Origin of the sequence: Paenibacillus periandrae, assembly GCF_022458865.1 — a bacterium.
GTDB classification, from domain to species: domain Bacteria; phylum Bacillota; class Bacilli; order Paenibacillales; family NBRC-103111; genus Paenibacillus_S; species Paenibacillus_S periandrae.
Genome location: NZ_JAJNMU010000041.1, coordinates 46850 through 59424 on the forward strand (window position 1 = coordinate 46850; position 12575 = coordinate 59424).

Annotated in this window: 11 protein-coding genes and 1 rRNA gene; all 12 read right to left on the bottom strand. The window is 45.6% G+C overall.

From position 1 onward, the window contains the following. Nucleotides 1-144 precede the first annotated feature (144 nt). Nucleotides 145-1602, bottom strand: coding sequence for a glutamate--tRNA ligase (gene gltX, locus LRL21_RS41365; protein WP_240421602.1), 1458 nt, complete (start codon nt 1600-1602; stop codon nt 145-147). Between the two features lie 52 nt (nt 1603-1654). Further along, nucleotides 1655-2140: a 2-C-methyl-D-erythritol 2,4-cyclodiphosphate synthase gene (gene ispF, locus LRL21_RS41370; protein ID WP_240421589.1), complete on the bottom strand. Its 486-nt coding sequence runs from the start codon at nt 2138-2140 to the stop codon at nt 1655-1657. Continuing rightward, nucleotides 2137-2841 carry a 2-C-methyl-D-erythritol 4-phosphate cytidylyltransferase gene (ispD, locus tag LRL21_RS41375; protein WP_240421590.1) on the bottom strand — a complete coding sequence of 235 codons (705 nt, stop codon included), beginning with the start codon at nt 2839-2841 and terminating at the stop codon, nt 2137-2139. The genes ispF and ispD overlap by 4 nt, the downstream gene beginning before the upstream one ends. 113 nt (nt 2842-2954) lie before the next feature. Then, on the bottom strand, nt 2955-4052 hold the full coding sequence (locus LRL21_RS41380) for a PIN/TRAM domain-containing protein (protein ID WP_240421591.1): 1098 nt from the start codon (nt 4050-4052) through the stop codon (nt 2955-2957). Between the two features lie 152 nt (nt 4053-4204). Next, nucleotides 4205-4939 (bottom strand): CDP-diacylglycerol--serine O-phosphatidyltransferase, encoded by a 735-nt coding sequence (pssA, locus tag LRL21_RS41385; protein WP_240421592.1) that lies wholly within the window; start codon nt 4937-4939, stop codon nt 4205-4207. Between the two features lie 74 nt (nt 4940-5013). Then, the gene (disA, locus tag LRL21_RS41390) at nt 5014-6093 is read right to left on the bottom strand and encodes a DNA integrity scanning diadenylate cyclase DisA (protein ID WP_240421593.1); all 1080 of its coding nucleotides are present in this window, start codon (nt 6091-6093) and stop codon (nt 5014-5016) included. A gap of 32 nt (nt 6094-6125) precedes the next feature. Then, the gene (gene radA / locus LRL21_RS41395) at nt 6126-7493 is read right to left on the bottom strand and encodes a DNA repair protein RadA (RefSeq protein ID WP_240421594.1); all 1368 of its coding nucleotides are present in this window, start codon (nt 7491-7493) and stop codon (nt 6126-6128) included. 184 nt (nt 7494-7677) lie between these two features. Further along, nucleotides 7678-10101 (bottom strand): ATP-dependent protease ATP-binding subunit ClpC, encoded by a 2424-nt coding sequence (gene clpC / locus LRL21_RS41400; protein ID WP_240421595.1) that lies wholly within the window; start codon nt 10099-10101, stop codon nt 7678-7680. Between the two features lie 68 nt (nt 10102-10169). Next, nucleotides 10170-11231 (bottom strand): protein-arginine kinase McsB, encoded by a 1062-nt coding sequence (locus LRL21_RS41405; protein ID WP_240421596.1) that lies wholly within the window; start codon nt 11229-11231, stop codon nt 10170-10172. Between the two features lie 34 nt (nt 11232-11265). Continuing rightward, nucleotides 11266-11781, bottom strand: a complete 516-nt coding sequence (locus LRL21_RS41410) for a protein-arginine kinase activator protein McsA (RefSeq protein WP_076237545.1) — start codon at nt 11779-11781, stop codon at nt 11266-11268. Nucleotides 11782-11793: 12 nt separating this feature from the next. Next, nucleotides 11794-12255, bottom strand: a complete 462-nt coding sequence (locus tag LRL21_RS41415; protein ID WP_240421597.1) for a CtsR family transcriptional regulator — start codon at nt 12253-12255, stop codon at nt 11794-11796. Nucleotides 12256-12448: 193 nt separating this feature from the next. After that, nucleotides 12449-12565: ribosomal RNA gene (rrf, locus tag LRL21_RS41420) — 5S ribosomal RNA — on the bottom strand. Nucleotides 12566-12575 lie beyond the last annotated feature (10 nt).

Below are 12575 nucleotides of genomic sequence, written 5' to 3' on the forward strand. Positions count from 1 at the left end.
TTCCAAGCGACAGGATATGGACAGCTTTCAGCTCGGGCTGTATGGCCGCGGTTGTCCTCTCTGTTAAACCCTTACTCGATTGTACTCTCCTGATCTACGCCACGATTGTTATATTAGAATCAGTATAACGAAAAAGTATTCGGTTTACAATAATTTGTTCAAACGTGCAACAACCTTTTCTTTTCCCAGCAAAAACACGGTCATATTGAGGTCAGGTCCATGCGTTTGACCTGTTAAGGCGACACGAATCGACATAAAAAGCGGCTTGCCTTTATAGCCTGTGGCCTTCTGGACAGCTTTCAGCATAGCTGGAATAAGCTCAGCTTCAAAGGCTTCAGCACGCTCCACTTCGTCCAGAAACCCGCGAAGGACAATCGGCGCATAGTCTTCAGCCAAGATAGCCTTTGCTTCTTCTTCCTCATAGGTGACATCTTCCTGAAAAAAGATTTGGCTCAGCTGGACGATTTCTCCAGCGTACTGCATCCGGTCTTGATTCAAGCCTACAAGCTTGTTAATCCAATCTTCCTGCTCGGAGCTCAATGTCTGTGGAACCAGTCCGGCATTTTGCAAATGCGGCAGCGAAAGCTCCACGACACGAGACAGCTCCGTTTTTTTCATATAATGGTTGTTCATCCAGTTCAGCTTGTCCATATCAAATACAGCTGGGCTTTTGGACACACGGCTTAGATCGAATTGAGCTATAATTTCTTCTTTGGTAAAAATCTCTTCTTCGCCTACTGGAGACCATCCGAGTAAAGTAATAAAGTTCAGCACCGCTTCAGGCAAATAACCTAAATCCCGGTATTGGCCAATAAACTGGACGATCGACTCATCACGCTTGCTCATTTTTTTACGGTCCGGATTTAATATGATCGACAGATGGGCAAATTCCGGAATCGGCAATTCCAGTGCTTCATACATCAGGATTTGTCTTGGCGTATTCGACAAGTGCTCCTCGCCGCGAATAACAAGATTTATTTTCATCAAATAATCATCCAGAATAACAGCAAAATTGTAGGTCGGGATTCCATCCGCGCGTACAATGATGAAGTCGCCAATCCCATCGGATTCAAATTCCACATGCTCACGGATACGATCCTTAAATGCAATCAGACGGCCCTCGGGCACACGGAACCGTATCGACGGCTTACGTCCCTCAGCCTCATAAGCTGCAATTTGTTCCGCAGTTAAATAACGGCCCTTTCCTGAGTAACGGGGCATTTCCCCTCTTGCTTCCTGCTCGGCACGCTCCTGCTCCAGCTCCTCCTCGGAACAATAACAGGGATAGGCATGTCCGCCTGCAAGAAGCTGCTCCACGAAAGGCTTGTACAAATCCAGACGCTCCATTTGACGGTAAGGTCCGTACTCGCCACCAATGTCGAGACTCTCATCCCAATCCAAACCAAGCCACTTTAATCCATCCAGTTGATTGCTGACTCCAGACTCAATATGGCGGCTTTGATCGGTATCCTCGAAGCGAATAATAAATTGCCCGCCATCTTTACGAGCCATCAAATAATTAAATAATGCTGTTCGCGCTCCACCTATATGTAATTGACCGGTTGGACTTGGCGCATATCTTACACGCAAATGATCTGACATCATAATGGCTCCTCTCCTGTATTAAAAACCGTTAACCTAATAATAATAGTTGTTATGATAGCACATTTCTTATTAGACAAACAACCGATTGTGAAGCAATTCCTTCACCGCGTCCTGTAAAACCCAACTGCTCGGTAGTGGTCGCTTTCACATTGACCTGTGAAGGCTCCGCTTCCAGTGCTTGAGCAATACGTTCCACCATCGCCGGAATATAGGGAGCCATCTTGGGTTTCTGGGCAATAATTGTTGAATCGATATTTCCCAGCTTGTAGCCCGCTTCTTTAGCTAACTGCCATACCTGCACCAAAAGCTGGTAGCTATCGGCATCTTTGAACGCCTCATCCGTATCCGGAAAATGCTTGCCGATATCTCCCATGCCGAGCGCTCCAAGTATCGCATCGCTGATCGTATGCAGCAATACATCCGCATCGGAGTGGCCAAGCAGCCCTTTCTCATAAGGAATTTCAATTCCACCTATAATGCATTTACGTCCTTCCACCAGCTGGTGTACGTCAAAGCCTTGTCCTACTCGAATCATGATTCCTTCTCTCCCCTAACATTATGGATAATCCAATTGGCCCAAGGCAGGTCCTCCGGCGTTGTGATTTTAATATTGTAATAATCCGCTTCTACAACCTGAACGCCTACGCCCAATTGTTCAACAAGCATGGCATCATCCGTACCGATAAATCCTGTCTTCTCCGCCTGCTCGTAAGCTTCCAGCAGCATTGAAAAGCGAAAAGCCTGTGGGGTTTGAATAGCCCACAAGCTTCGACGATCAGGCGTGGATTGAATCTTTCCCGTCGTGTCAACTACTTTAATCGTATCCTTAACGGGAACTGCCAGAACAGCCGCCCCCGTTTCCATTGCTTTATGCCAGCAAGCGATAATATGCTCCTTGGCTGTAAAAGGCCGGACACCATCATGCACCAATACCCATTCCGTATCCGTTGCCAACATCTGTAAACCTTTATAAACGGAGTCCTGCCGTTCTTGGCCACCTGCGACAACGAATTGCACCTTGGATAGCCCATACTGCTTAATATAGCCCCTACAGCGCTCTACATCATCGGTACCTGTTACGAGTACGATGGAGTTAACCTGTTCCATCTTTTGAAAAAGACTCAATGTATGTACAAGAATCGGCTTTCCATCTAAAATCAGAAACTGTTTGCTTTCTACGGTTTGCATTCGCGATCCTTTGCCCGCAGCCACCACAACAACCGCCAGTTGATTCATTTATCTTATTCACCTGCCGTCTGCATCCTAGCGCCTTTTCAACCTTACACTGCTGGAGTCATCGTGTTTCCAACATGGTTTCAAAGGTACTGCACTCCTCTATCATATACGTTTCAGAGTGCTTTTTCCAATAATTTCGGTTTGGCGAAAATCATTCGGCCCGCAGAAGTCTGCAGCACACTGGTCACCATCACTTCAAGCGTCGTCCCGATGAACTCCCGTCCACCTTCCACAACGATCATCGTACCGTCATCCAGATAAGCAACCCCTTGTCCATGCTCCTTGCCGTCCTTAATAACCTGGACCAAAATTTCTTCTCCTGGAAGCACAACCGGTTTAACTGCATTCGCCAAATCATTGATATTGAGCACCGATACCCCTTGCAGCTCGCACACTTTATTCAAATTAAAATCATTGGTGATCACTTTGCCCTGCAGTACCTTGGCAAGCTTGACCAGCTTACTGTCTACTTCGGAAATCTCTTCAAAATCTCCTTCATAGATCAGCACCTTCACATCCAGTTCCTTTTGGATTTTATTCAAAATATCAAGACCCCGGCGACCGCGGTTTCTTTTGAGCAAATCCGATGAATCCGCAATATGCTGCAGCTCCTCCAACACAAACTCAGGAATAACCAGCGTCCCTTCAATAAATCCGGTTTTGCAAATGTCGGCAATGCGGCCGTCGATAATGACACTCGTATCCAAAATTTTATGTTCCTCAAAGCCCTTCACTTCACCTGCTGCAGCACGTTCTCTGGAAGAACGACTTTTGGTCAGCAAACCTATGAATTCCTCACGTTTGGCGTAGCCCAGACGAAATCCTACAAAGCCCAGCATCGCCGTCAATACCGTATGCAAGAATGGAGATAATAAGCCAGCTTGCTCAAAAGGCGTCAGCAGGTTGACCGTCAGCAGCAAACCTACCCCAAGCCCAAGTATCCCTGATATCAAATCAGCAATAGGGATATGCCCAATCCACTTCTCTGCGCGCTGCAAAAGCTTCCATCCATAATCAGCTACCCAAGCGCCTATCCCATAAAATACCAAAACCCCGATAACCATCATCCAATAGCCTTGTCCTGCCACTTCCTTGATACCAAAAACGGTATCCAGCATACCAAAAAAAGGTTTACCAACGATAGCACTCCACTCAAAACTCAATAGACCTCCAATAACGGCAAAAACACATTGAAACCATTTTTTCATCAATAGGGTCACCTCCATGCTCCTTTTCATACGTTCAGGTTCGTTAACATTATGAACCAAAAGCTTGCTGCCTAATCCTCAGTTATGTAAAAAAAACAAAAAAAGCATTTAAATTCCGAATTCGGAAAATAAATGCTTTTCATTTTCGACTTATTTTAAAGGGATGGAGTTTCCGGCTTCACATCATCACCGGATTTACGAGACCTTTTACGCTTTGTAAACAGTCGTTCAGCGTTTTTTTTTAAGCCGTACAGCGCATAAAGAAGCAGCGGTACAAAAATCATTTTAGATAATGTTCCTGGAAATTGAATCGCTACAACAACGGCGATGATGACAACAACCGGCGTAATCCAGATCGCTTTTTTGGGAATGCCCATTTTTTTGAAATTAGGGTATTTGACTGTGCTAACCATCAAATAGGATAACAACAATGTACTTAGCACGAGTACAAACGTATTTAATTCATTGTGAAAGAGTGCCAATGTACACAAGACACCACCAGCAGCAGGGATCGGCAAGCCGATAAAATAGCCAGGAGTACTTGCAATCACGTTAAACCGTGCCAAACGAAGTGCACCGCAAATTGGAAAAGCTGCAGTTGCAATCCAGGCTGTTGCGGCATTCAATTCTGTAAAAGCCACAACATACATAATAAAAGCCGGTGCTACACCAAACGAAATGACATCGGATAGGGAATCCAATTCTTTACCAAATTCACTTTGTACGTTCAACGCTCGAGCAACTCGTCCATCCAAACCATCCAGAAGCATGGCAATAATTACCATAATAGCAGCTAAGTCCGGTTGCTTATTGAAAACGAGAATGATCGCGATAATTCCCAAAAATAGATTTCCTATTGTGAAAATATTGGGAAGAGATTTTGTCAGCATGTTTTGTCCACCTCTGGTTTTACTTTACCCTAATACTTCTTACTATATTAAGGCACCCACTGATTGTTTGCAAGCTAAATGTGTCTGTCTATGAATACTTGATCCTTGATTCTTTTCAAACCTTCCTTGATCGTCCTTGCCCGAACCTCTCCAATCCCTTCCACTTCGTCCAATTCTCCGATCGTAGCCATCATTAAATGCGGGAGACGCCCAAACCGTTCCACAACATTTTGAATGATCGTAGAGGGCATCCGCGGAATCTTGTGCAGCACACGATAGCCTCTTGGAGAAACGGTTTCTTCGGCGCTGTTGCTGGCCGTTGGGTAGCCGAGCAGTCGTGCCACGTGATAATGGTCAAGCATCTCCTCGGATGCCAATCGTTTGAGGCTGTTAGTCAAATCCTTGATCTTCTCCTCATTCAGTTCCTTCACGTAATCCTTGAGCAGCAAATAAGCATCGTATTCAATCGTACCTACCAACTCTTCAAGCTGCATACTGATGAGTCTTCCTTCTGTTCCGAGCTCCACAATGTATCGCTTGATTTCAGCCTTGATGCGCAAGACCATCTCAACCCGCTGAATAACATTGGTCACATCATGCAGCGCAACCAGTTCTTCAAATTCAGATGCGCCCAGGTTGGTCAGAGCCTGGTCAAGCACCGATTTATATTTTTCCAGCGTCTGAATCGCTTGATTGGCTTTGGTCAGAATAACGCCTATATCTTTTAACGAATAACGCAGGTGTCCTTGATACAGGGTAATAACATTACGTCTCTGTGATATAGATACCACAAGCTTGGAGGTTTGCTTCGCTACACGTTCAGCCGTACGATGCCGTATTCCCGTTTCAGTAGAAGAAATGGTGGAGTCCGGTATCAGCTGGGTATTGGCATATAAAATCATCTTCACATCTTCACTAAGAATGATCGCTCCGTCCATCTTGGCCAGCTCATATAAATAGTTGGGTGAAAAATCACAGTTAATCGAAAAACCGCCGTCAACCAGCTCCATCACTTCCGGACTGTAGCCGACAACAATCAAAGCTCCGGTCTTGGCGCTCAGTACATTGTCGAGACCAGCTCTAAAAGCAGTTCCTGGCGCAACTAATTGCAATAGCTGGTTCATTACATCTCTCTTTACTTCTTCCTTGCTCATGTTGTTCCTCCCTGCCGGCCCTGTTTTCACATCTATCCCAGTGCTGCTTTTAATGCTTCTGATACTGTATTTACACCTATGATTTCTATGCCCGTGGGCGGTGTCCAGCCCTTCAGGCTTTTCTCAGGGACTATCACTCTGCGAAAACCAAGCTTCTCAGCTTCCCTGACTCGCTGATCGACACGGGAAACTCCACGCACCTCACCCGTCAACCCGACTTCGCCAAATACGACATCAAACGGCTGTGTTGGCTGCTCTCTGAGACTGGAGGCGATACTGACGGCGATGGCCAAATCAACAGCAGGTTCATCCAGCTTAATGCCACCGGCAACGTTAACATAGGCATCCTGATTTTGCAAAAACATGCCCATCCGCTTTTCCAATACTGCGATTATTAATGCAAGACGATTATGATCGATGCCTGTTGCCATCCGCCGCGGTGAAGGGAAATTTGTTGACGATACAAGAGCCTGAAGCTCTACAAGCACAGGTCTTGTTCCCTCCATACTGGCTACAACCGTAGAACCAGCAACCCCAAGTGGCCTTTCCGATAAAAATAGCTCCGAGGGATTGTTGACCTCAACCAAGCCCGTTTCCCGCATCTCAAAAATACCGATTTCGTTCGTTGACCCAAACCGGTTTTTCACGGCACGAAGGAGCCGATAGGAGTGGTGCCTTTCTCCTTCAAAATAAAGCACACAATCGACCATATGTTCGAGCATCCGCGGGCCGGCAATTGCCCCTTCTTTAGTAACATGACCCACAAGCACCGTGGCAATACCTTTGATTTTGGCAATTCGCATAAAATGGCCTGTGCATTCTCTAACTTGGGATACACTCCCGGGTGCCGAGGTGACGGCTGGATGGTATACCGTTTGGATCGAATCGATCACCAGAAAATCCGGTTGCACCTCAGCAATAGACTCTTCTATCAGCTCCAGGTTCGTTTCACAAAGGACATACAGCATTTCCGAGGACGCATTCAATCGATCAGCCCGAAGCTTGGTTTGTCGTATCGATTCTTCACCGGAAACGTAGAGAACCTTTTTTCCCACCTGCGTCAGATCATGCGAGGTTTGCAGCAGCAGCGTTGATTTACCAATACCAGGGTCGCCACCAACCAGAAGCAAGGAACCGGGAACCAAGCCTCCTCCCAGTACTCGGTTCAATTCTTTATTACCCGTTAGGATGCGCTGTTCCTCTCCACTTTTTATATTTATGATCGATACTGCCTTTTCTTTCGTATGGAGTAAAGAAGAATGTGTCATCTGGGTTTTGGATATGGTTTCGATCTCTTCTACAAACGTGTTCCAAGCTTGACAACCCGGACACTTCCCTAACCATTTGGGCGAATCGTATCCGCACTCCTGACAGCAGAATTTTGTTTTTTGCTTAGCCATCTGTATTCTCCCTGCTGAATTCAATTGTTAGCTTTATTATAATCGTATCCATCAAAGTTTACCATTTTGCACAAGTAATGAAAACCCTTGCCCTGACAAAGAAAAAAGCACCCTTCCCTCTGTGTGTAGAAGGAAAGATGCCTCGTTGTTTTATTAAAGCGATTGTTCAAAAAGTGATTGCTAATTAAGACTGAGCTACGGTCAGCTCTCCATCTTTTTCATCGATCACCAACGAGTTGCCCTTAACGATCGTGCCGCGAAGCAGTTCCTCGGAAAGACGGTCTTCAATATGTTTTTGGATCGCTCTACGAAGCGGTCTCGCACCATATGTCGGATCGTAGCCTTCTTTGGCCAGAAATGCTTTGGCTTTGTCAGTGAGAACAAAATCAACATCCTGTTCCTTAAGACGCTTGCTCAGGTCAGCTGCCATCAATGCCACAATTTGCCCGATATGCTGCTCATCCAAGGAATGGAATACGATGGTTTCATCGATTCTGTTCAGGAATTCAGGACGGAAGCTTTTCTTCAACTCGCCCATTACTTTATCTTTCATGTTGCTATAATCTTTACCTGCATCCTGGTTAGCCGTGAACCCAAGTGAAGAATTTTTCTTGATCACATCTGCCCCAACATTTGAGGTCATAATAATCAGCGTGTTGCGGAAGTCAACCGTACGGCCCTTGGAATCCGTTAAACGTCCATCCTCCAGCACTTGAAGTAAAATGTTGAATACTTCAGGATGCGCTTTTTCAATCTCATCCAGGAGTACTACGGAATAAGGCTTACGGCGAACTTTCTCGGTAAGCTGACCACCTTCTTCATAGCCTACATATCCTGGAGGCGCCCCAACCAGACGCGAGGTCGAATGCTTCTCCATATATTCGGACATATCGATCCGAATGACCGCATTTTCATCGCCAAACAACGATTCCGCTAACGCACGTGCCAGCTCGGTTTTACCTACACCTGTAGGTCCCAGGAAGATGAATGATCCAATCGGACGCTTCGGATCCTTAAGACCTGCTCTTGCACGACGTATCGCGCGGCTGACCGCTTTAACAGCTTCTTCTTGACCGATGACACGATCATGTAAAATGGATTCCATTTTGAGCAGACGTTCGGTTTCTTCTTCAGCCAATTTGAGGACCGGAATCCCCGTCCAGCTTGCTACTACCTGAGCGATATCCTCAGGAGTGACCTCGGAATCCGTACTGCCTTGCTTCTCTTTCCATTCATTCTTGGTGGAATCGAGTTCCTCACGCATTTTTTGCTCCGTATCACGCAATGAAGCAGCCTTTTCAAACTCTTGGCTTTGTACGGCAGCATCTTTCTCTTTACGCACATCCTCCAGCTTGCTCTCCAGCTTTTTCAAATCCGGTGGTACGGTATACGAGCGAAGTCTCACTCTGGAGCCAGCTTCATCCATCAAGTCGATTGCTTTATCGGGCAGGAAACGATCAGGAATGTATCGATCCGATAATTGAACAGCTTGCACAATCGCTTCATCCGTAATTTTCACACGGTGATGGGCCTCGTAACGGTCACGTAAGCCGTACAAAATTTGAATCGCTTCTTCCGGTGAAGGCTGGTCAACCGTAATTGGCTGGAACCGTCTTTCCAAAGCAGCATCTTTCTCAATATACTTGCGGTACTCATCCAGCGTCGTTGCACCAATGCATTGAAGCTCTCCACGAGCCAGAGCCGGTTTTAAAATGTTGGATGCATCGATAGCACCTTCAGCGCCGCCAGCTCCAATCAAGGTATGCAGCTCGTCAATGAACAATACAATATTGCCTGCTTGGCGAATTTCATCCATGATTTTTTTAAGGCGATCTTCAAACTCACCACGGTATTTAGTACCTGCTACTACAGATCCCATATCGAGTGTCATAACACGTTTATCACGAAGAGTTTCCGGAATTTCGTTGTTAATAATCTTTTGAGCCAAGCCCTCAGCTATCGCTGTTTTCCCGACTCCAGGCTCACCTATAAGCACAGGGTTGTTTTTGGTTCTGCGGCTCAACACCTGAATAACACGCTCGATTTCTTTGCTTCTACCAATAACCGGATCCAAATGCCCCTCTTTTGCATAAGCAGTCAGATCGCGAGCCAAACCATCCAACGTTGGCGTATTTACATTAACTGTATTAGCATGGCTTGTTGTTACAGTTTCACTGCTGCCCAGTAATTGCAGAACTTGCTGACGCGCTTTATTTAAGCTGACACCCAAGTTATTCAATACTCGCGCGGCTACACCTTCACCTTCACGAATAAGACCAAGCAGAATATGCTCTGTTCCAACATAAGTATGGCCAAGCTTGCGTGCTTCATCCATAGACAGCTCTATAACTTTCTTGGCACGTGGTGTGTATGCGATGTTGGTCGGCTGCTCTTGACCCCGGCCTATCAAAGCTTCCACTTCGTCTTGAATTTTCTCCAAGCCGAGTCCCAAAGCAATCAGTGCTTTGGCCGCTATGCCATCGCCTTCACGGATAAGTCCAAGCAAGATATGCTCCGTACCGATATTATTATGGCCCAAACGAACAGCTTCCTCTTGAGCTAAAGACAATACTTTCTGCGCACGTTCCGTAAATCTTCCAAACATCATATATAACACACCTTTCTGTTATAAAATAAGAAATTACTAACACTTTAGCATAACGCCCTATGGCTGCGCTACTCAGGTGTGAGCCTTTCCCGTATGAGCTGCGCCCTTCGTATATCTCTTTCTTCAGAGCTCAACTTTTCTCCTGCATGCTGCTGCAAAAAGCCCGGTTGTGTCATAACCATAAGCTCGTTCATAACTTGCATAGGGACATTTTTGATAATGCCCAAATCAATACCAAGCCGAACATCCGAAAGTCGCTGAGCGGCTTCCTTGGAATCCATGATCGCTGCATAAGACATGATGCCAAAGGATCGGCTTACACGGTCCACCAATTTTGCTTTCATTTCAAGCTGAAGCTTCTCTCTGGCCCCGCGTTCATGCTCGATAAGCTGGGTGACTACCCCACATAAGTTATCGATAATTTCCTTCTCTGATTGACCTAAAGTGATCTGATTGGAAATCTGAAACAGATTGCCCAAAGCCTCGCTGCCTTCGCCATACAAACCACGTACAGCCAAGCCTACCTGTGTAATGGCCGACAAAATCCGATTAATTTGCTGGGTTATGACCAATGCTGGTAAATGAATCATGACCGAAGCCCTGATTCCGGTGCCAACGTTTGTCGGACAACTGGTTAAATACCCACGTTTTTCATCAAAAGCATAGTTCAGCTGCTCTTCAAAAACATCGTCCAGCTGATTTGCCAAATCCCACGCTTCCTGAATCTGAAATCCTGAACACAAGCACTGAATTCGCAAATGATCTTCTTCGTTCAGCATAATGCTGATGGATTCATTATCGCTTAAAATAACGGCCCCGTTGCGCGACTCATTAGCTAAAGCGGGACTGATCAAATGTTTTTCTACCAGCACTCGCTTTTCAAGCTCATCCAATTCGTCCAAGTTCAGGATCGAGAAATCACTAATCGTCCGTAATTCCTCATTCTGCAAAAGGCCCGTTAACTGATCCAGCACTTCCTTGGACTGATCACTTGTCGATAACATAGGAAAAGGATGCGACTGCAGGTTTCTGGCAATACGTACTCTGCTGCTGATTACAATATCTGAGTCGGGGCTTTCACCCTTCATCCAATCACTTAAGGCTTGTTCTGTAAACCGATTTGTTACCATAAGCTTGCCTCCTGCCTGCTCAAAGGAACTAAACTTATCCTTCTAGTACTTTTTTCTCCAAGTTACGAATCTCGTCCCGAAGCTCAGCCGCTTGCTCAAATTCTTCATTTTCAATTCGATGCAAAAGCTCTTTCTTCAAGCATTCGATTTCCCGCTTATGCTTTATTAACCCACCTGAACGTTTAGGAACCTTTCCTGTGTGAACGGTGCTGCCATGAACTCGTTTAAATAAAGGATCCAGCTTTTCATCGAAGTATTTATAACAAGAGCTGCAGCCAAATCTGCCTACTTTGCTGAACTGGCTGTACGTTAATCCGCAATTCTCACAACGGCTTGGCTGGGCTTTAGGGGTTAAGCCTTGGCTGGCAGGATCGAAGTCCAGGAGCCCTGAGAGTAAATTATGAATCGAAAACCCATTCGGTGTCCCGGGGATTAATTCTCCCTTGTCTCTTGCGCATGATTCACAAATGTGAAATTCCGTTTTTTCCCCATTAAGAATTTTGGTAAAATGAAGTGTTGCCTGTTTTTTGCCGCACTCCTGACAAATCATTGGAATCCCTCCTTATTTGCTCAACAAGGAAATCAACATGGCTTTTAAAATCTTGGCACGGATCTCATCCCGGAGAGGCAGCTTCAGTTGGAGAACGTCTCTAGAGATCGCTGCTCTCATCATCGCTGCTTCTCTTGCGGTAATATATCCACTTTCCTCCAACTGGTAAAGCAAGCCCTCTGAGGTTCCTTGATCGATCTGTGAGCAAATCGTTTTGAAAATAAGATCGAGAACAGACCCGTGAGCGTTCAGCTCGATTTTTTGAATGCGGATATAACCGCCGCCGCCGCGTTTGCTCTCTACAATATAACCCTTTTCCAATGTAAACCGGGTACTGATGACATAATTAATTTGAGAAGGAACACATTCAAATTGATCCGCCAAATCGTTACGTTGTATATCTACTACGCCTTCATCGCTTAACTGCAAAATACTTTTCAGGTATTGCTCGATGACTTCCGAGACATTACGCATCAATTCGACCTCCTTACGAGAAGTAAATTGACTTTGACTTTCTTTGACTTTAATTTTATTATAGCAGTTTTCTGATAATTTGCAACTGGGAGCTGCATCATTTTATTTTCCGCTTTTCAGACCGTTTTAATTCTTTAAATCCAAACAAAAAATAACCTTTTCGGATATTTATCCAAAAGGTTATTTTCACTGTGCTTGGCGACGTCCTACTCTCCCAGAACCCTGCGGTTCAAGTACCATTGGCGCTGAAGGGCTTAACGGTCGTGTTCGAGATGGGAACGCGTGGTTCCCCTTCGCCATCGTCACCAAACGGGATTTTT